Origin of the sequence: Marinobacter xestospongiae (genome assembly GCF_023156385.1) — a bacterium.
Lineage (GTDB): Bacteria > Pseudomonadota > Gammaproteobacteria > Pseudomonadales > Oleiphilaceae > Marinobacter > Marinobacter xestospongiae.
Genome location: NZ_JAKZAK010000022.1, coordinates 26,539 through 45,028, shown reverse-complemented (window position 1 = coordinate 45,028; position 18,490 = coordinate 26,539). Strand labels below are relative to the sequence as shown.

At 64.5% G+C, this 18,490-nt stretch carries 18 protein-coding genes; 6 read left to right on the top strand and 12 right to left on the bottom strand.

The window, feature by feature from the left end; all coding sequences use genetic code 11:
• Positions 1–25: 25 nt before the first annotated feature.
• The gene (locus MLD24_RS15800) at positions 26–625 is read right to left on the bottom strand and encodes a LysE family translocator (RefSeq protein ID WP_248167972.1); all 600 of its coding nucleotides are present in this window, start codon (positions 623–625) and stop codon (positions 26–28) included.
• A 123-nt stretch (positions 626–748) separates the two neighbouring features.
• Between MLD24_RS15800 and MLD24_RS15795 the strand changes: the two genes are divergently transcribed.
• The 3 genes from MLD24_RS15795 (at position 749) to MLD24_RS15785 (ending at position 3,476) form a co-directional block, all read left to right on the top strand.
• The gene (locus tag MLD24_RS15795) at positions 749–1,579 is read left to right on the top strand and encodes an AraC family transcriptional regulator (protein WP_248167890.1); all 831 of its coding nucleotides are present in this window, start codon (positions 749–751) and stop codon (positions 1,577–1,579) included.
• A gap of 59 nt (positions 1,580–1,638) precedes the next feature.
• Positions 1,639–2,250, top strand: coding sequence for a LysE family translocator (locus MLD24_RS15790; protein WP_248167888.1), 612 nt, complete (start codon positions 1,639–1,641; stop codon positions 2,248–2,250).
• 125 nt (positions 2,251–2,375) lie between these two features.
• Positions 2,376–3,476, top strand: coding sequence for a saccharopine dehydrogenase NADP-binding domain-containing protein (locus tag MLD24_RS15785; protein WP_248167886.1), 1,101 nt, complete (start codon positions 2,376–2,378; stop codon positions 3,474–3,476).
• A gap of 5 nt (positions 3,477–3,481) precedes the next feature.
• Here the strand turns inward: MLD24_RS15785 and MLD24_RS15780 are convergent, their stop codons facing one another.
• The 7 genes from MLD24_RS15780 to MLD24_RS15750 all read right to left on the bottom strand — a co-directional run bounded on the left by MLD24_RS15780 (position 3,482) and on the right by MLD24_RS15750 (position 14,065).
• Positions 3,482–4,699 (bottom strand): BCCT family transporter, encoded by a 1,218-nt coding sequence (locus tag MLD24_RS15780; RefSeq protein ID WP_248167884.1) that lies wholly within the window; start codon positions 4,697–4,699, stop codon positions 3,482–3,484.
• Between the two features lie 278 nt (positions 4,700–4,977).
• The gene (betA, locus tag MLD24_RS15775; protein WP_227173113.1) at positions 4,978–6,663 is read right to left on the bottom strand and encodes a choline dehydrogenase; all 1,686 of its coding nucleotides are present in this window, start codon (positions 6,661–6,663) and stop codon (positions 4,978–4,980) included.
• Between the two features lie 10 nt (positions 6,664–6,673).
• Positions 6,674–8,137, bottom strand: coding sequence for a betaine-aldehyde dehydrogenase (betB, locus tag MLD24_RS15770; protein ID WP_248167882.1), 1,464 nt, complete (start codon positions 8,135–8,137; stop codon positions 6,674–6,676).
• Positions 8,138–8,637: 500 nt separating this feature from the next.
• Positions 8,638–10,233, bottom strand: coding sequence for an alkyl hydroperoxide reductase subunit F (gene ahpF, locus MLD24_RS15765; RefSeq protein WP_248167880.1), 1,596 nt, complete (start codon positions 10,231–10,233; stop codon positions 8,638–8,640).
• Positions 10,234–10,466: 233 nt separating this feature from the next.
• Positions 10,467–11,030, bottom strand: a complete 564-nt coding sequence (gene ahpC, locus MLD24_RS15760; protein ID WP_227173107.1) for an alkyl hydroperoxide reductase subunit C — start codon at positions 11,028–11,030, stop codon at positions 10,467–10,469.
• Positions 11,031–11,192: 162 nt separating this feature from the next.
• Positions 11,193–11,396 carry a hypothetical protein gene (locus MLD24_RS15755; RefSeq protein WP_248167879.1) on the bottom strand — a complete coding sequence of 68 codons (204 nt, stop codon included), beginning with the start codon at positions 11,394–11,396 and terminating at the stop codon, positions 11,193–11,195.
• Between the two features lie 71 nt (positions 11,397–11,467).
• Positions 11,468–14,065, bottom strand: coding sequence for a putative bifunctional diguanylate cyclase/phosphodiesterase (locus tag MLD24_RS15750; protein ID WP_248167877.1), 2,598 nt, complete (start codon positions 14,063–14,065; stop codon positions 11,468–11,470).
• A 240-nt stretch (positions 14,066–14,305) separates the two neighbouring features.
• Here MLD24_RS15750 and MLD24_RS15745 point away from each other — a divergent pair, with 240 nt between their 5' ends.
• Positions 14,306–14,890 (top strand): LysE family translocator, encoded by a 585-nt coding sequence (locus tag MLD24_RS15745; protein WP_248167970.1) that lies wholly within the window; start codon positions 14,306–14,308, stop codon positions 14,888–14,890.
• On the opposite strand, the gene MLD24_RS15740 is transcribed toward MLD24_RS15745, so the two are convergent.
• From MLD24_RS15740 to MLD24_RS15730, 3 genes are all read right to left on the bottom strand, one after another.
• Positions 14,887–15,735, bottom strand: a complete 849-nt coding sequence (locus MLD24_RS15740) for an AraC family transcriptional regulator (protein WP_227173103.1) — start codon at positions 15,733–15,735, stop codon at positions 14,887–14,889. The genes MLD24_RS15745 and MLD24_RS15740 overlap by 4 nt on opposite strands.
• 48 nt (positions 15,736–15,783) lie before the next feature.
• On the bottom strand, positions 15,784–16,629 hold the full coding sequence (locus MLD24_RS15735) for a putative RNA methyltransferase (RefSeq protein WP_248167875.1): 846 nt from the start codon (positions 16,627–16,629) through the stop codon (positions 15,784–15,786).
• Between the two features lie 70 nt (positions 16,630–16,699).
• Positions 16,700–17,329 (bottom strand): Crp/Fnr family transcriptional regulator, encoded by a 630-nt coding sequence (locus tag MLD24_RS15730; RefSeq protein WP_248167873.1) that lies wholly within the window; start codon positions 17,327–17,329, stop codon positions 16,700–16,702.
• Positions 17,330–17,470: 141 nt separating this feature from the next.
• On the opposite strand from MLD24_RS15730, the gene MLD24_RS15725 reads away from it, so the two are divergent.
• Together MLD24_RS15725 and MLD24_RS15720 are read left to right on the top strand one after the other, a co-directional pair.
• Complete coding sequence (locus MLD24_RS15725) at positions 17,471–17,668, top strand: YgaP family membrane protein (protein WP_248167870.1); 198 nt, start codon at positions 17,471–17,473, stop codon at positions 17,666–17,668.
• Between the two features lie 12 nt (positions 17,669–17,680).
• Positions 17,681–18,127, top strand: coding sequence for a DsrE family protein (locus MLD24_RS15720; RefSeq protein WP_248167867.1), 447 nt, complete (start codon positions 17,681–17,683; stop codon positions 18,125–18,127).
• A gap of 43 nt (positions 18,128–18,170) precedes the next feature.
• On the opposite strand, the gene MLD24_RS15715 is transcribed toward MLD24_RS15720, so the two are convergent.
• Positions 18,171–18,431, bottom strand: coding sequence for a hypothetical protein (locus MLD24_RS15715; RefSeq protein ID WP_248167866.1), 261 nt, complete (start codon positions 18,429–18,431; stop codon positions 18,171–18,173).
• Between the last annotated feature and the right edge of the window lie 59 nt (positions 18,432–18,490).

Genomic DNA, 18,490 nt, shown 5'->3' with positions numbered 1-18,490 from the left:
ATCCGATTGATTCGTCGCCGCGGCCCTAGGACCGCACCAGCAACCAGCCGCCGGCAGTGACCATGGCACCGGCGGCAACCCGCCGCAGCCCGGGTTTGGGCCCCAGACGACGGGCGATTCGAAGGGCCGCCGAGGCGTAGATCAGTTTGACCCCACCCACCGCCACGATGTCGATCACCACCACCAGCACCAGGTCACGCGGGGTCAGCTGGGCCAGGTCGACGAACAGCGGCAGCAGGCTGGCGTAGAACACAATCGCCTTGAGGTCCGCCAGCGTCAGCGCCAAACCGGCCAGGACACCGCCGGCAAGCCCCCGCCGTGATGGCGGCGATACCGGCGCCGGGTCCGCCGACGGCCGGCGCCACAGCTGGATACCGAGCCAGATCAGCCACAATCCCGCCAGCCAGCGCACCACAAGGAACAGCCCCCCGAGGGTCTGCGCCAGCACCGCCATGCCCCCCAGGGCCAGAGCGACGAACACCAGGTCCCCCAGCACAATGCCCGCCGTCACCGCGGCTCCGGCCCGCAGGCCGCCCTCGGCTGCCCGGCTCACCACCAGCACCACACTGGTGGAAGGCAGGGCCGCCAACGCCACTAGCACGGCAAACAGGCTGACACAGTCCATCAGGCTCACGGTATCCTCCGGCGCAGACGAGCAATTTTGTCCAAGCGTTCCACGGCAAATCTGGCTACAGTGTGTCCGAACCTGACCCCCGGCACGATGAGGGGCGTCACAGCGGAGACCGTCGTGGAACAGCGCAGCCAATTCCAGTTCAACAAGAGTAGCCACATACCGGAGCTGACGGTACTGCAGGCCGCCATGAGCGACTTTCGCTATGATCGCCACGCCCACGAGGAACATGCCTTCGGCGTCACTCTCAGCGGTCGTCAGGACTTTTTCAGCGGCGGTCATTTTCACCGCAGTACGCCCGGCCAGATCATCCATTTTCACGCCGGCGATGTGCACGATGGCGAGTCCGGCGGCGCCGATCCGCTGAACTACGTGATGGTCTATATCCACCCCGACCGTCTCGATCCGCTGCTGGCGGAAGCGGCCGGCCAGGCCCACAACGGCAGCCTGCGGCTACGGGAAACCCTGCTGGCAGACGCGCCCCTGCGTCAGGTGATCCTGCAGCTGGCAGAGCTGGTAAACGCCGGCGGCGGCAGCCAGCTGGATCAGGAACACGCGCTGTACCAGCTGGCTGCCCGGGTGGCCCAGCGCCTGGGCCGTTACCAGGCCAACGCGGTGAGCCCCCGGGTCGACACCCTGCTGCTGCGGGCACGGGACTACATCCATGCCCATCTGGACGACGACCTGGCACTGGAGGACATCAGCGACGCGGTGCACCTGTCGAAGTACCACTTCCTGCGTCTGTTCCGGCGCCAGTTTGGCATCACCCCGCACCAGTACGTACTCAACTGCCGCATCAACGCCGCCCGCAATGATCTGGAGGCGGGACAGGCCGCCAACGAGGTGGCGTTCCGTTACGGCTTCGCCGACCTCAGCCACCTGAACCGGCGTTTCAAACGCATCTACGGCATGACCCCGCGCCAGTACCAGGCCAGCGTCTGCGCCTGAACCCGGCCTTGCAACACTCCACCCGGAACAGTCCGCCCGCAACACCAGGAAGATATCCGATGATCGAGACCTTCGCCTACGCGTTCGGGGTGATGTACACCCCTGGCCCCGTCAACCTGCTCAGCCTCAATTCCGGCCTGCAGGGCCGATTGCGGCAGTCCCTGGGGTTCTTCACCGGGGTGGCCTGCGCCATGCTGCTGCTTCTGCTGGTGTTTGGTCTGCTCGGCAGCCAGCTGGTGCAGGGGCCGCTGCTGTCGGTGGTCGGTGCCCTCGGCTGCCTCTACATCCTGTATCTGGCGCAGGCGCTAGTCAGGGCCAAACCGTCGCTGAATGAGCCCGACGCCGGTAACGGCGTCACTCTGGATTTCCGCTCCGGGCTGGTGATGCAATTGCTCAACCCCAAGGGCCTAGTCGCCACCCTGCCCATTGCCACCATTCAGTTTCCCGCTGCCGGACTGGAGGGGCTGGCCATCCTGCCCTGGGTGGCCGCGCTCACGGTGCTGGCGTTCGGCGCACCCAGCGTGTACGCCCTGCTGGGCGACGCCGTCGGCCGCCGCATCGCCAACCCCCGCTACTTGGTCTGGTTCAACCGGCTGATGGCCAGCCTGCTGCTGTACGTCGCCGTCACCATCGGCTACCAGCACGTCTACCTGCCGGTGTTCGGCCACTGAGTCGACCCGGCGGGCGATAACGTCGTCACATTCGGACGATGTGACGCTTCTGGCAACCTGCCGCCGACCACCGCCCATCCGCTATAATCCGCCTCCGTATCGACCCAAGGACTCGGGGAATCAGGATGAAGCGAGTAGTCGTTGTAGGCGGGTATGGCCCGCTTGGCACCCGCCTCTGTCACCATCTCAGCCAACAGGCCGGTCTGGACCTGGTGGTCGCCGGTGCCAGTCAGGCCGCCACCACGGCCCTGGCCAGCCGGCTCAGCCCGCAGGCGCGGGCCCAGCTCAGCACCTCCCTGCTGGCACCGGAGCAAAGCGATTTCAGCAGCCGCCTGCAGGCGCTGGCACCGGATCTGGTCATCGACGCCGATGGCCCCTTCCGCAGTGGCCGCCTGCGGGTGGCCGAGGCCTGCCTGCGGGTAGGCGCCCATTATCTGGACACTGCCACCGAGCGGCGCCATGTCTGTAACCTGGCCCAGCTCAACCAATCGGCGCAGCAGGCCGGCGTGTTGCTGATCAGCGGTGCCACCGCCGCGCCCGGTCTGACCTCGGCGGTGGTAAGCCACTATCGTGACGATTTTGCCACCCTGGCGTCGGTGGACCTGGCGCTGGCCCCTGGCCGTCAGGTGGGAATCCGTTACCCGCTGGCCACCCGCCTGCCCTGCCGCTGGGACTTCGGGGGCGCGGTGGGGCATCACTGGACCATCGCCGCCGATGCCGCCGATCAGGTGCTGTTGCCCGGCGCCTGCGAGATCAGTGAACGGGTACAGCTGCAGGTCGCGGTGCCCCGCAACTGGCGTCGGCTGCCGGCGATGGCCATGGCCCGGCTGCGCTCGCTGGCGGCACCGTGCCAGAAACTGCCGGCGATTCCCGCACCGGCGCCGTCGCTCACCACCCAGCCAGGCGCCGACCCCGCCGCCCTGCAGGTGGTCATGACCGGCACCGACCGGCGTAACCGGCGCCAGACCCTGTGCTGGCAACTGACCATGGCAACCGGAGACAACGTCGACCTGGCCATCCTGCCGGCACTGCTGCTGGCCCGACGCTGGCTGCAACGGGGCCACTGGCCCAGCGGCGCGGGCCCGTGCGTGGCACGGCTGTCATTGGCGGAGATTCAGGACCAGGCCGATGACCTGGGGTTCCAGGTGCAGTTGTGGGGCGATCAGCCACCGACCTGGGATGAGGAGGGAACCCCGGCCCCCGCCAGAGGCGGAATGCCGGGGTAATCAGCTTAGCTGACGTACTCGATCTTGCTGAAATCGAGGGTATTTTCCTTCGGTGAACTCTGGATCGAGGCCACCTCTGCCCGCTTCTGCAGGAGGATGTAGCCGAAGCAGCCGAAGTAGATCGCAATCACCAGCGCGCCCACCCACTGAATCTGCAGGAAGTCGAACTGGAACAGCAGTGTCAGCACCGCCAGGGCCACGAAGTTGAACACGAAGTACATAGGCTTGCCCATGCGCTGGGTGGTCAGGCCGAGGTTGTCGGTGTACAGCCGCACCAGCGAATCCAGTGAGTTGATCACCATCAGGATGCCCACAGTGATCATCGCCAGGTTGACGAAGCTGCTGATGGCCAGGCTCTCGGCGTGGAAGTAGTACAGCACGCTGAACCAGATGCCGATCGCCAGTGACGGGAACACCAGCATCGCCAGGAACACCTGCCAGGTGCGCAGGCCACTGATGAAGCGGGCGGTGAACTGGCCAATCATGATGCTCCAGGAGAACCACCAGTAGAGATAGAACTCGTGGTAATCGTTCAGCGGCAGCATGAACTGGTGCAGGTTGGTGAAATAGTCACCGATCAGGCCGGCGGTGGCGAAAAAGTCGCTGACCTGGCCGTTGTCGGAGAGGAACGCCTGGCCCCACATCATCGCGATCAGGGCGATGAACAGCCAACTGGACCCCAGGCTCAGCAGGCGGACGTAGCGGATGTTGCTGCTGGAGTAGACCGCCGCCGCGATCGCCAGCATCACAATCAGGTAGAAGGTGGGTACCACCGATTCGCCGTCACCGATCTGCGGCAGGTACCACGGCAGGTTCACCAGCAGCAGGAAGGCGGTAAAGGCACAGGTGCCGATGATCACCACGTTGTTGATCACTTTCACCAGTGGAATATCGAAGAACTTCACCCGCGGCTCGATGACACAGAAATAGAAGCAGGTGAGGAAGTAGAATCCCCAGATCAGAAACGCCCAGAAACCAAACTCAATGGCCAGGGGATTGGCAAAGCCGTACTCGGGGCTTGCCGCCAGATCGGCGTAGCCGCCGAACTCGGTCAGCGGGAACATGATCAGCCCGACATCGAGGCCGGAGGTGAACAGAATCGCAATGAAGGTGAAGGTGTGAACCGGGGTAACGCCAATGCACTTGAGGTCCCACCACTTGAACAGGACCACGGCAATGGCCGCGAAGGTGAATAGCAGGCCTGCAGATAACCAGAGTGTCATGCGCGCCTCCGGTAAAAGCAGTCGATCATTTTGCGCAATAGCATGGGTGTTCCTCCTCTACATTATTGGGGAACCGCTCAGGCACGTCCACAGCCGGATGGCCGGTGGCGTCATTGCCGGGTTCCTTACTAGTTCGAATCGGACACAAACCCCCGCTTGCCAACGGGCCAGGTCTTAGCGATCGCTTGCGTAGGCGAAGGGAGCCGCTTGCCGGAGCAAGGCGGCGATCGCTAAAACCTGATGGTTTGCATGGCAGGGGCCGCAGCCCCTGACCGGACTCAGGCCGGGGTTCGTTTGGCCTGGCCCGTGCGCTGACGCTGGGCCCATTGATCATCCATGATGACCTCGGCGTCAGTCGGTTGCAGGGGCGTCCTGCCCCGGATCAGGTCGGCCGCCCGTTCGGCGACCATAATGGTCGGCGCGTTGAGGTTGCCGTTGGGGATGGTCGGGAATATCGATGAATCCACCACCCTCAGGCCCTGCAGGCCATGAACCCGGGTCTCCGGGTCCACCACCGCCAGGTCATCGCGGCCCATGCGACAGGAACAGGACGGGTGGTAGGCGCTCTCCACCGCCTGACGCACGAAGGCGTCAATGTCCTCGTCGCTCTGAATCTGTTCGCCGGGCTGGATCTCCGCGCCGCGGTAGGCGTCCATCGCCGGCTGGTTGATGATCTCCCGGGTCAGCCGGACACAGTCCCGGAAACCTTCCCGGTCCGCTTCATGCTGCAGGTAGTTGAAGCGGATGCGCGGCGGCTGGCGCGGGTCGTCCGACTGGATGTGGACAATGCCCCGGCTCTTGGGCTTGTTGTGGCCAATGTGCAGCTGGAAGCCGTCGCCATCGAAGGCCTCGCGACCGTCGTAACGCATCGCCGCCGGCAGGAAGTGGTACTGCAGGTCCGGCCATTCGACCCCGGCCTTGGAACGGATGAACCCGCAGGATTCAAAGTGGTTGGTAGCCCCCAGGCCATCCTTGCGCAGAATCCAGCGCACCCCGATCTTGAGCTTGTTCCACCAGTCCAGTTTGCGGTTCAGCGAGACCGGCTGCTTGCAGCGGAACTGGAAGTAGAACTCCAGGTGATCCTGCAGGTTCTCGCCCACCCCCGGCAGCTCATGGTTGACCTCGACACCGGCCTGCTCCAGCAGCGCCCGGTTGCCGATGCCCGACAGTTGCAGCAGGTGCGGCGAGCCGATGGAGCCGGCCGAGAGAATGACCTCCCGGGCAACCCGCTCGTCGTGCAGCTTGCCGTCCTTCTCGTAGCGCACACCGACGGCGCGCTTGCCGTCCAGCAGCACCCGGTGCACCAGGGCATGGGTCACCACGGTGAGGTTGGGCCGCGCCATCGCCGGACGCAGGTAGGCGTTGGCGGTGGACCAGCGACGGCCGTTCTTGACCGTCATGTGCATCGCCCCGAAGCCTTCCTGCTGGGCACCGTTGTAGTCGTCGGTGGCCAGGTAACCGGCGTCAACGCCGGCGTCGACAAAGGCCTTGTACAGCGGGTTGCGCATGTTGTTGCCGTTGTTCACCCCCAGCGGGCCCTGGTCGCCACGGTAGCGGTCACCACCGAAGGCCCAGGTTTCCGCCTTGCGGAAGTACGGCAGGCAGTGCTGGTAGTCCCAGCCCTCGGCGCCGTGCTGCTGCCACTCGTCAAAATCCCGGGCGTGGCCACGGACGTAGACCATGCCGTTGATGGAGGACGAGCCCCCCAGCACCTTGCCACGGGGACAGTGCATGCGACGGTTGTCCAGGTACGGCTCCGGTTCGGTCTCGAACTGCCAGGCGTACTTCTTGGTGTTCATCGGGATCGACAGGGCGGTGGGCATCTGGATGAAGATGCTCTTGTCGCTGCCGCCGGTTTCCAGCAACAGGACCCGGTGATTGCCGTCCTCGGTCAGCCGGTTGGCCAGCACGCAGCCGGCGGAGCCGGCGCCAACGATGATGTAGTCATAACGCGGTTCAGTCATCGGCCACCTCCTAGAACGGGCTCTCGAGGTTGCTCATGCCGACGTACACCGACTTGATCTGGGTGTAATGGTCAAGGGTGACGCGACCGTTCTCGCGGCCGATGCCGGACAGCTTGTAGCCACCCACCGGCATCTCCGCCGGAGAGGCACCGTAACTGTTGATCCAGCAGATGCCGGCCTGGATCTGATGAATCACCCGGTGGGCCCGGCGGATGTCGCGGGTAAACACCCCGGCCGCCAGACCGGTCTCGGTGTCGTTGGCGCGACGGATCACCTCATCCTCGTCACTGAAGGTCAGCACCGACATCACCGGCCCGAAGATCTCTTCGCGGCAGATGGTCATGTCGTCACGGCAGTCGGTGAAGATGGTGGGCTCGACGAAGTAGCCGCCCGGACAGTTGGCCGGTGCCACCGCCTGGCCACCGTGGGCCAGGGTGGCGCCTTCAGCCACGCCCTTGGCGATGTAGTCCATCACCAGATCCCGGTGACCGGCGGAGATCAGGGCACCGAAGTTGGTGTCCGGATCGGTGGGGTCGCCCATCAGGATGTTGTCACGGGTACGGGCCAGCAGGCGCTCCATGAACTGCGGATAGATGGCGTCGTGAACGAACACCCGGGTGCCGTTGGTGCAGATCTCACCCTGGGTGTAGAAATTGCCCAGCATGGCGGCGGAGACGGCGTCGTCGAGATCGGCGTCATCGAACACGATCAGCGGTGACTTGCCACCAAGTTCCATGGTGACATCCTTGAGGGAGGCCGCCGAGGCTGCCATCACTTTCTTGCCGGTGCCCACTTCGCCGGTGAACGAGACCTTGGCAATGGCCGGCTCGTTGGTGAGCCAGGCACCAACCGCGCCATCGCCCTGGATGACGTTGAACACGCCGGCGGGCACGCCCGCCTCGATGAAGATTTCCGCCAGTTTGAGGGCACCCAGCGGGGTCTCCTCAGACGGCTTGAAGATCATGCTGTTGCCACAGGCCAGCGCCGGTGCGGATTTCCAGCAGGCGATCTGCAGCGGGTAGTTCCAGGCGCCGATACCGGCACACACACCCAGCGGCTCGCGGCGGGTGTAGTAGAAGTCGCCCCCCAGGTCCTGCTGGTTGCCTTCGATGGACGGCGCCAGACCGGCGAAGAATTCGATCGCATCGGCGCCGGTGACCACGTCCACCGCTTCCGCTTCCTGGCGCGGCTTGCCGGTGTCCCGGACTTCCACCATCGCCAGCTCGTCGTTGCGCTCCCGCAGCAGCGCCACCGCTTTCAGCAGAATGCGGCTGCGTTCGATGGCCGGCGTCGCCGACCACTGGGCAAAGCCGCGCTGGGCACTGGCCAGGGCGGCGGCCCGCACACCCTCATCGGCCACTTCCATCTCGTAGATCGCCTCGCCGGTGGCGGGATTGACCACGGTAAAGGTCTCGCCGCTGGTATTGGCCAGCGCACGGCCGTCAACAAAACTCTGGTAGCGGGGTAGCGTCATCTTCAATTCACCTCGGTCCGTTGAAAGTTCACCCAATGGTCGGGCCCGGCCAGTTGCAGCCGCACGCCATCGCCAGGCATGCCAGCCACCGCATCAATTGATAAAAAAACGGCCAAACAAGAGCGCCCGTGGGCATAGATCCAACACCACATCAAACCGGCCTCTCGGGCCATGGCATCGGTTGGGAAGAACGGCGTTCTTTTTATTGATTGAACGTTCAATTAAGGCATAGATTAACGAAATGTCAGGGCGAACACAAGCCAAACTGGTCACTTAGTGATCAGCGGTCGTCACCAGAGCGCCTGCACAACGCCAGGAAACTGGAGTTATGGCCTTTATTTTCAGAGAGTTACCGGTAAGCCAGGAAAAGGCCGGAACGGAACCGCCAATCGGCAGGGTTTACCCCCGGGGCACAAACAAAAACAGGCACCGGATCACTCCGGTGCCTGTGCTCTCTCAGCGGGCTTCGCCGCTCATTTATTGTCCGTTGGCGGGCGGTTTCAGGCGGCCTGGTCACCGTCCTCCGCATCCGGGTTGTTGTGACGGATCAGGAAGTCAAAGGCGCTCAACGCTGCCTTGGCGCCATCCCCCATGGAAATGACAATCTGCTTGTAGGGCACGGTGGTGGCATCGCCGGCGGCAAACACACCGGGGATGGAGGTTTCACCGTGGTCGTTGACCACAATCTCGCCGTGCTGGCTCAGCTCGATATCGCCTTTGAGCCACTCGGTGTTGGGCACCAGACCGATCTGCACAAACACCCCTTCCAGCGCCAGCTGATGGCTCTCGCCGTTGCTGCGGTCGGTGTAGGCCAGACCACTGACCTTGCCATCGGTGCCCAGGATCTCGGTGGTCTGGGCAGACACCAGAATGTCGACATTGGGCAGGCTGCGCAGTTTCTGCTGCAACACCTCGTCCGCCCGCAGCTGATCGCCAAATTCGATCAAGGTCACGTGGCCGACAATCCCGGCCAGATCAATGGCGGCCTCAACGCCGGAGTTGCCGCCGCCAATCACTGCCACCCGCTTGCCCTTGAACAGCGGGCCGTCGCAGTGCGGGCAGTAGGCCACGCCCTTGTTGCGGTACTCGGCTTCACCCGGCACACCCAGCTGACGCCAGCGGGCACCGGTGGACAGCACCACACTGCGGGCCTGAAGGGTGGCACCGTTGGCCAGGCGGACCTGGTGGTAGCCACCGGTCTGGGCGGCCGGCACCAGCTTCTCGGCGCGCTGCAGGTTCATCACATCGACATCGTAGTCGCCAACGTGCTGCTCCATCGCCGCTACCAGTTTCGGCCCTTCGGTGTAGGGCACGGAAATCAGGTTCTCGATGCCCATGGTGTCGCTGACCTGGCCGCCAAAACGCTCAGCGGCAATGCCCGTGGCGATGCCCTTGCGGGCGGCGTAGATGGCCGCGGCCGACCCGGCCGGACCACCGCCGATCACCAGCACCTCAAACGGCGCTTTCTGGTTGAGCTTCTCGGCCTCACGGGCACCGGCGTTGGTGTCGACCTTGGCGACAATTTCCTCCAGCGTCATGCGACCCGAGCCCCAGGGCTCACCGTTGAGGTAGACACTGGGTACCGCCATCACTTCCCGCTGTGCCACTTCGTCCTGGAACAGCGCCCCGTCGATGGAGGTGTGCTTGATGTTGGGGTTCAGCACGCTCATCAGGTTCAGCGCCTGCACCACGTCCGGGCAGTTCTGGCAGGACAGCGAGAAATAGGTCTCGAACTCAAACTCGCCGTCCAGCGCCTGAATCTGCTCAATCACCTCCTGACTGGCTTTGGACGGGTGGCCGCCCACCTGCAACAGAGCCAGCACCAGCGAGGTGAACTCGTGGCCCATGGGAATGCCGGCAAACCGCACCCCGATGTCGGTGCCCACCCGGTTGATGGCGAAGGATGGCCGACGAACGTCGGCGGCGCCATCCTCGTCGGTCAGCGAGACCTGGTCCGACAGTCCGGCAATCTCCTGCAGCAGCTGATGCAGCTCACGGGACTTGTCGCTGTCGTCCAGCGCCGCCACCAGCTCCACCGGCTGGGTGACGTTGGCGAGGTAGGCTTTGAGTTGATCCTTCAGATTGGCATCCAACATGGTGTCTGTTCCCCTTTGGCAATCCGCCGGGGTTGGTGCCGGCGGGCTTGGTGAATCGTCATCGAATTACCCCGTACGATACGGCCCGGCTGAAATATGCTCAAATTGATTGCCATTAAACGTTCAATAGAGAATTTCTATTCATCGTCCGCACCCGCCAACGTTCTGATCGCCATAAAAAAACCCCGGGCGAGCCGGGGTTCATTACAACGTCAGGTCGGCGACCGGTCAGCTTAGATCTTGCCAACCAGGTCCAGGGACGGCGCCAGAGTCTCTTCGCCTTCTTTCCACTTCGCCGGGCACACTTCGCCCGGATTGTTGCGGACGTACTGGGCGGCCTTGACCTTGCGCAGCAGGTCGTCGGCGTCACGGCCGATGCCTTCGGCAGTCACTTCCACCGCCTGGATGATGCCGTCCGGATCGATCAGGAAGGTGGCGCGGTCGGCCAGGCCCTGACCTTCACGCATCACACCGAAGTTGTTGGTGATGGTGCCGGTCTGGTCGCCCACCATGAAGTAGTTGATCTTGCCGATGGTCTCGGAAGTGTCGTGCCACGCCTTGTGGGTGAAGTGGGTGTCGGTGGAGACGGAGAACACTTCCACGCCCAGCTTCTGCAGCTCGTCGTACTTGTCGGCAACGTCGCCCAGCTCGGTCGGGCAGACGAAGGTGAAGTCGGCCGGGTAGAAGAAGAAGACCGCCCACTTGCCCTTGACGTTGGCTTCGCTGATTTCAACGAACTCGCCCTGTTTGAAAGCAGTGGCGTTAAACGGTTTGATTTCGGTATTGATCAAAGACATCCAGCAATCTCCTGTCGATTGGATTCGCGTGTTTGAAACGAGTTTATAAGGTAGGCCGAAGTGGCAGAAGGCTCAAATTGATTGTTTCTAGGCGACCAATAGAATTCACCTATCTGATCGCCAGCCCCGCCATGGCGCGCCTTCGGCCAGGTTCAACGCGGCTCAATCCGGCCAGGGCCCGCCGCCGTGATGCAGGCATTCCATGCGCTGGTGAAGGTCGGTCTCGAAGCGACAGGCGTGCTGGCGCTGTGGATCGGCCAACTGATCAATGGGCTTGCCGACGCAACCGGCAATCAGCATGGCGCTGATCAGCGCCAGGTACCGTACCAGGTGCTTTCCAAGGTACCTTCCCAGGTACTGGGCCATGGTCATCCTCCTGCTTTCGGCCCCGGGAAACCGCTGACAAGGTGACCCGGGTGTTCGCCGATGGTTCCCGGCTACGCATTAACACCCTGCAGCAGGGATTCCACCTCCGCCAGTGCCAGCGGCCGCGCGAACAGAAAGCCCTGGAACCGGTCGCACCCCATGGCCACCAGGGCCTGGAACTGATCGTCCCGCTCCACCCCCTCGGCCACCACTGTCAGCTCCATTTCCGCCGCCAGGGCAATGATCATCCGGGCGATGGCCGCGTCACCGGCGGACCGGTGCAGGCAGCGGACAAAGCCCTGGTCGATCTTGAGCTCGTCCAGCGGCAACCGCTTGAGATAACCCAGCGACGAGTAGCCGGTGCCGAAATCGTCCAGCGACACCCGGATACCCAGGGCCTTGAGGCGCTGCAAACGATCCCGGATCAGCTCCAGATCCTGGGCGAACACACTCTCGGTCAACTCCAGCTTGAGCAGCCGCGGCGGTGCCCCGGAGCGCGCCAGCGCGGCCTCCACCGACGCCACGAACGCCGGCTGGTGAAACTGGCGGGCACTGACGTTCACCGCCATCACCAACTGGCTGAACGGCGCCGGGGCAGCCTGCCACTGCGCCAGCTGGTGGCAGGCCTGGTCCAGCACCCAGTGCCCCAGGGGCACGATGAAGCCGTTCTCCTCCGCCAGCGGAATGAACGCCCTCGGCGACACCCAACCGCGTTCCGGCGAATGCCAGCGCACCAGCGCTTCCACTCCCGCCGGCTGCTGCTGGCAGTCTACCTGCAACTGGTAGTGCAACTGGAACTGGCCATGCTTGAGCCCCAGGTGCAGGTCCGATTCCAGTTGTAGCCGTTCGGTGACGATCCGCTGCATCTCGGCATCGTAGAAGGCAATCCGGTTCTTGCCGTTTTCCTTGGCGCGGTACATCGCCAGGTCGGCGTGGCGCAGCAGTTCGTCCGGCTGACGGCGGCGACCGAAAAACAGCGTTACCCCAAGGCTGGGGGAGCCAGTGTACTCACCTCCTGACAACCGGTAGGGCCGGTTCAGTTGACGTCGGACCCGTTCACAGACTTTTTCCACCTGGGTGGCCGCCCGGGTCGGATCACCGGCAAAGCCCTTGAGGATCAACACGAACTCATCGCCGCCCAGGCGGGCGACGGTGTCCAGGTCCTTGACGGTGGCCGACAGTCGCTGACCCACCTGCCGCAGCAGCTCATCGCCCACTGCGTGACCGGCGGAGTCGTTGATGGTCTTGAAGTCGTCCAGATCAATGAACACCAGGGCGGCGTGTTGGGTATTGCGCTCACTGGAAGCCTGGGCCTGGACCAGCCGGTCCACCAGCAGGCGGCGATTGGGCAGGCCGGTGAGCGGGTCAAAAAACGCCAGCTGCTCGATCTCCGCCTCCGCCCGCTTGCTCTGGCTCAGATCCCGTACCGCCGCCACGTACCGCAGGTCACCCTGGGTATCAATCACCGACAGTTTGACCTCAGCAGGAAACACGCTGCCATCGGCCCGCACCCCTTCCACTTCCCGACCGTCGACCAGACCGCCCTGCTTGCGCAGCAGCCGATACAGCCTGCGGCGGTGGGGATAGGTCAGCAATTCCGCCACCGGATGGTCAATCACATCCCCGGCCTGCAGACCAAAGATCCGCTCGGCGGCGGGATTGAAGGTGCGAATCCGGCCTTTGTGGTCAATGGTGAGAATGGCGTCCGCCACATTGGCGAGGATGGCCTCGGTCTGTTCCGCCTGCTGGCGCAATCGCCGCTGCGCCTCCACCTGGGCGGTGATGTCGTGGAAGTAGCCGTGCCACAGCATGCTGCCATCCGGTTGCGGTTCCGGCACTGAGCGCGCCTCGACCCAGAACACCTCACCACTGGGGCGGCGGCCACGAAACTGCAGGAACCAGGGAGTGAGATTGGCCCGGGAGGTCTCGATGGCCTCGAAGAACCGCCCCAGGTCCTCCGGGTGGATACGGGCCAGTAGCGGTCGCACGTCCTCACGGGCCTGGGCCGCCGGCACCTCGAACAGCTGTTCCACGGTGTCGCTGATAAAGGGACAGCGGGCAAAACCATCGGGGAACAGCTGGAACTGGTAGACCACACCGGGAAATTGGCTGGCAAAGGTACTGAGACTCTGGTCCAGACGCCGCCGCTCGTTGGCGTCGAGCCAGCCCTGCACCGCCGACGCCAGCATCCGCGCCGCCGGCGCCAGGCCATTGGCCACCTCCGACACCGATGGCAGCGCCTGGCGCACACCTTCACAACTGAGATAACCGAGGTCGGCGCCATCGGCGCTTACCGGCACCATCACCAGGGAGCGGGTCTGGTGTTTCTGCAACAGCGATTTTTCCGCCGCCGCCTCCTGACCCAGCGCCTCGGGCTGATCGATGGTCACCTGACGCTGGCCCCGCAGTTGCGCCACCAACCAGGGGAAGCGGGCCAGGGTCAGCCGCTGCCAACCCGGCGCCAGGGTGTGATCCTCCACCTGCCAGGCATGGGACCGCCGCAACACGGCACCGGCATGATCCAGCAGATGCAGGCTGCAGCGACAGGCCTGAAAACGATCTCCCAGCTTGCCAAGGAAACGGTGAATGGCGTTGTCATGCCCGGCGGTCGGCGCCTCAACCAGTGCCAGGCTCAGGTCCAGCCAGTCGGCATCACTCCAGCTCTGCATCGCGTTTCATCGCCCTCCCTACCGTTGCCATGGTCGCCATTGGGCCCACTGTCCGACGATCATGGCTATCAGTGAAGCAGTCCTTACCCGGGCTTGCCAGTGTGCCCTGGTCGTAGAGGGAGACAGCAGAGGGAGGTACGACCCGGGGTGTCATTTTGTTCAATACCCGGCGACTGCGGCCGGGCACAATCAATGCCCCTGTCAATGGACTCTCACAACCACAAGGAGCCAGCCATGAGCCTGTCCCTGATTCTGCCCATGTCCGCCTTTGCCCTGGCCGCCTCGATCTCCCCCGGACCGGTCAATCTGGTCTGCCTCAGCAGCGGGACCCGCTATCCGATGGCTCGCGGGCTGATCTTTGTCACCGGCGCCACTCTGGGGTTTATCGTGCTGTTTCTCGCCATCGGTTTCGGACTGCACGCGCTGCTGTCGCAACTGCCCGGCTTCAACCAGATCCTGCGCTGGGGCGGCATCGCCTTTCTGCTGTACCTCAGCTACCAGCTGGCCCGGGACAGCGGGGAGCTGCCGGAGACTGAGGGGCACGGCCCCGGTTTCATCACCGGGTGGATGATGCAGTGGCTCAATCCCAAGGCTTGGCTGGCCTCGGTTTCCGGTATTGGCGCCTACACCCAGGGCGCCGAGACTGGCCAGGTGCTGCTGTTCGCCGCGCTGTACCTGCCGATCTGCTGGCTGTCGCTGGGAAGCTGGGTGGTGAGCGGGGCCTTTCTGCGGCATTACGTCCGCCAGCCCAAAGTGCTGCAGGGGCTGAACCGGACCCTGGCGGCACTGCTGGCCGCCAGCTGTGTGTTCCTGATGGTGAGCTAGGAGTCGCTGGCGCCTACCGAAGAAGTCTGACGCCGGTACTGGTTGGGGGTGGCTGCTACCAGGCGCTTGAAGGTGCGCTGGAAATGGGGCTGATCGCTAAACCCGGCATTGAGGGCCGCTTCGGCGATGGGCAGTCCCTGGCGCAGCTGTTGCCGGCCCAGCTGAATGCGACGATTGACCAGGTAGGCATGGGGCGTCAGGCCAAAGGCCTGACGGAAGGCGCGGATCAGGTAACCCGGGCTGCAGCCAACCTGCTGACAGAGGGCGTCAAGGCTGAGATCGTCGGTACAGTGCTGGTCCAGATACGTCGCCAGTTCACCGATCCTGGGCGGCACCCTCACCGGCACCGGCGAAGGTGCCGCCGCGACTCGCTCAAGCAGATGCGTCAGATAGTCCACCAGCCGGTCCTGCTTCGCCAGCAGTTCCCGGTCCGGGTCCAGCAGCGTGTCGGCCAGCTCGCAGAAGCCCTGGTACAACTCGGGATCATCCTGCGTGGCAGTGGCCAGGTCCTGCCAGGCCGGGGCCGGCAGCTGGTCAAGATCGTGGCGCAGACGGGTCAGCCAGTGGGTATCGACGTACAGCATCAGGTAGGACCAGGGCTGGTTGTCGATGGGGTTGCAGTTGTGCACCCAGTCGGGATTGATCAGCACCAGATCACCTGCCTTCATGTAATGGCGCTGGCCGCGGTAGTCGAAGGTGCTGCACCCGGCGGTGATGGCCCCCAGGGACCATTCCCGGTGGCTGTGGGGGGCGTAACAGACCTGGCGACCATCGGCCACCTTACGCAGCTCGACGTGAGGCAGACGATCGTCGCACCAGAAGATCGGATCAGGGGTTGCGGTCACGGCAGGTCATCCCGGTTGCCACTGGAGCGTCCAGCATAGCACGGACCGCTATCGTCGCTGCCAGCTCACGAGGCGCACATCCACCGTGACCTCAAGGGCGTCCAGTGCCGCAGCCCGGGCCCGGCCTTCCGGCTTGGCGCGATAGCCATGAGGTGTCATCGCCAGCAGGTCGGCAATGCGCTCCTGGCTGGGCAGGGTCAGGGGGTAATGGATGCGCTCTTCACCCTCGCGCTCAAACCCGGCCGGGGCGTCGGCCCCGGTGTTGGCGGACTCACGCAGCTGGGGATAGAGAATTTCCCGCAGCTGGCGCAAATGCTCCGGGCCGGCGTCCACCTGCAACAGGCGGCCACCGGGTTTGAGCACCCGGGCAAACTGGTCGTAGACCGGGAACCCGAACAGGCACAGCACCCAGTCCAGGGCGTTGTCGGCCACCGGCAGGTTGGCATTGCTGGCCACCAGCCAGCGTACCCGCCGGTCCTGGCGGGCAGCGGCCTGCACCGCCCACTTCGAGATATCCAGCCCCAGCAGTTCCAGGTCCCGGTCGGCAACGGTGGCCAACTCCGCCAGTACCCGCAGGTAGTAGCCTTCGCCGCAGCCGGCATCCAGGCAACACAGGGGCGCGGTGGACGGAGCCGCCGCCAGCACCCGGCGGCTGACCGCCTCGGCAATGGGGTGGTAATCGTCATGGGCCAGGAACCGTTGCCGGGCGGCGACCATGTCCTTGCTGTCGCCGGGGTCACGGGAGCGTTTGTTCTGTACCGGCAACAGATGCACGTAGCCCTGGCGGGCAGTGTCAAAGCTGTGGCCGGACGGGCAGCACCAGCGCCGCTCCTCCGCGCTCAGCGGGGCGCCATCCAGCGGACAGGTCAGAGCCTGGAAAGGGGTAATGGTCATGGTTGGTCCACCATCGGGTTCCGGTATTTGCGGCAAAGCCGCCTATCAGACCAGCAGCGGCTTGCCGAAATCAAGCCGAAGACGTCGATGATGCCAGGAAACGGATCACCCCGCGCCCCAGTTGCAGCTGGCCCTGATGTTCCAGCTCCTTGAGCAGTCGGCTCACCACCTCACGGGCCGTGCCCAGCTCCACCGCCAGTTGCTGGTGGGTGATGCGTATCTCGCCCCGCGGACGATGACCGGCCAGCCATTCCGCCAGGCGCTCGTCCATACGCCGGAATGCCACTTCCTCCACCAGCAGCATCAGGTCGTCGAGTCGTCGGCCATAGGCGGCCATCACCACCTGACGGAACTCGGGCGACTGGGCCATCAACTGCTCGAACAGCACCACCGGCAGCAGCTGGACCGTAACCGGGCTCTCTGTCACCGCCTCGGCACGGTAGCCGGCGCCGGTCATCAGGCAGCCGATGGACAGGGTACAGACATCCCCGGCCTCCACCCGGTACAGCACGATGCTGTGGCCGGACGCTCCGGTCATCTGCACCCGCACCGTGCCGGTGACCACCAGAGGCAGGCCACGGCAGCCATCCCCGGCGCGGAACAGTACCTCGCCGGCGGCGATATCAACGACCTGACTGCCATCACGAATGCGTGCCTGTATCGCTTCCGGCAGTCCCTGCCACACGCCCTGCTCACTCATTACACCCTCCTCTTCTGACACCAGCGCTGCGCCCGCTAATTTAGTGCCGCGCCACCCCGGGGACTGTGACTTAGTCACTGAGCGCCGACGCCGGCAGCCTTAAAGTCAGGCCATCAACCACCGGTTTGGGAGTAACTGCTGATGTGCAAAAACCTTGGACCCATCGACCGCAGCCTGCGTCTTGTTGTCGGCCTGGCGCTGATCGCGCTGGCCTTCATCGGCCCACAGACCCCGTGGGGCTGGCTGGGGGTAGTGCCGCTGGCCACCGCCGCCCTGGGCAACTGCCCCGCCTACCGGCTGCTGGGCATCAACACCTGCCACACCCGCAAACCCCGCTAATAGGAGACCGCCATGTCCATCATCATCCGCCGACTGTGGCTCGCCGTGCTGCTGTGCCTGACAACCACTGTCGCCACCGCCGAGGAGACGCCCACCATGACCGTCGACCAGACCCTGCTGATCCTTTCCAGCGCCTCGCCCCAAACCCAGGGCATGGCCATGGTGCTGGGCAACACCTTGGCCAGTCAGGGCACCCGGGTGCGGGTGTTGCTGTGTGACCAGGCCGGCGACCTGGCGCTCGCCAACCCGCCAGCCACGGTGCTGGCGCCGAAACAGGTCACTCCGGCGCAAATGCTCCGGCGGCTGCAGCAGCAGGGCGCCGAAGTCCAGGTCTGTGCGCTCTATCTGCCCAACAGCGAGCATGGCGAGGAAGATCTGGCGGAGGGCGTCACCGTCGCGACACCGCCAGCAATGGCCAGCCTGATGCGGGACGCCAGGGTGCGGGTGTTTACCTTCTGAAGCGGACGGTGACGGAGTACCTGAATGGCACCGGGGCGCGGGGCTAGCAGCCCCCGCCGCCGTCACCACCACCGCAGCCGCCACCGCCGTCACCGAAGCCGCCAAAACCGCCGCTGCCAGTCCCGCCGCCGCCACCGGAACCACCGCGGTAGTCCAGGTGGCAGAACAGCCAGATTACGCCGGCGACCACCGAGCCGCCACACAGGAACGGGAACAGGAAACCGGTCAGCAACTGACCGGAATCCGCGTCTGAGAACCGGTAGGACACACCGCCCACCAGCAGGATGATCAACAGCGCTTTCATTGTTCTTCCTTTACTCTCTTGCGGCCTGGCGGCGACGCCACAACAAGTGTCCCGACCTG

Excerpts from the sequence above, each read along its gene's own strand:
- MLD24_RS15800 (WP_248167972.1), bottom strand. The coding sequence starts at position 625 with ATGGACTGTGTCAGCCTGTTTGCCGTGCTAGTGGCGTTGGCGGCCCTG.
- MLD24_RS15790 (WP_248167888.1), top strand. The coding sequence starts at position 1,639 with ATGATCGAGACCTTCGCCTACGCGTTCGGGGTGATGTACACCCCTGGC.
- MLD24_RS15785 (WP_248167886.1), top strand. The coding sequence starts at position 2,376 with ATGAAGCGAGTAGTCGTTGTAGGCGGGTATGGCCCGCTTGGCACCCGC.
- MLD24_RS15780 (WP_248167884.1), bottom strand. The coding sequence starts at position 4,699 with ATGACACTCTGGTTATCTGCAGGCCTGCTATTCACCTTCGCGGCCATT.
- betA (WP_227173113.1), bottom strand. The coding sequence starts at position 6,663 with ATGACTGAACCGCGTTATGACTACATCATCGTTGGCGCCGGCTCCGCC.
- betB (WP_248167882.1), bottom strand. The coding sequence starts at position 8,137 with ATGACGCTACCCCGCTACCAGAGTTTTGTTGACGGCCGTGCGCTGGCC.
- ahpF (WP_248167880.1), bottom strand. The coding sequence starts at position 10,233 with ATGTTGGATGCCAATCTGAAGGATCAACTCAAAGCCTACCTCGCCAAC.
- ahpC (WP_227173107.1), bottom strand. The coding sequence starts at position 11,030 with ATGTCTTTGATCAATACCGAAATCAAACCGTTTAACGCCACTGCTTTC.
- MLD24_RS15755 (WP_248167879.1), bottom strand. The coding sequence starts at position 11,396 with ATGGCCCAGTACCTGGGAAGGTACCTTGGAAAGCACCTGGTACGGTAC.
- MLD24_RS15750 (WP_248167877.1), bottom strand. The coding sequence starts at position 14,065 with ATGCAGAGCTGGAGTGATGCCGACTGGCTGGACCTGAGCCTGGCACTG.
- MLD24_RS15735 (WP_248167875.1), bottom strand. The coding sequence starts at position 16,629 with ATGACCATTACCCCTTTCCAGGCTCTGACCTGTCCGCTGGATGGCGCC.
- MLD24_RS15730 (WP_248167873.1), bottom strand. The coding sequence starts at position 17,329 with ATGAGTGAGCAGGGCGTGTGGCAGGGACTGCCGGAAGCGATACAGGCA.
- MLD24_RS15725 (WP_248167870.1), top strand. The coding sequence starts at position 17,471 with ATGTGCAAAAACCTTGGACCCATCGACCGCAGCCTGCGTCTTGTTGTC.
- MLD24_RS15720 (WP_248167867.1), top strand. The coding sequence starts at position 17,681 with ATGTCCATCATCATCCGCCGACTGTGGCTCGCCGTGCTGCTGTGCCTG.
- MLD24_RS15715 (WP_248167866.1), bottom strand. The coding sequence starts at position 18,431 with ATGAAAGCGCTGTTGATCATCCTGCTGGTGGGCGGTGTGTCCTACCGG.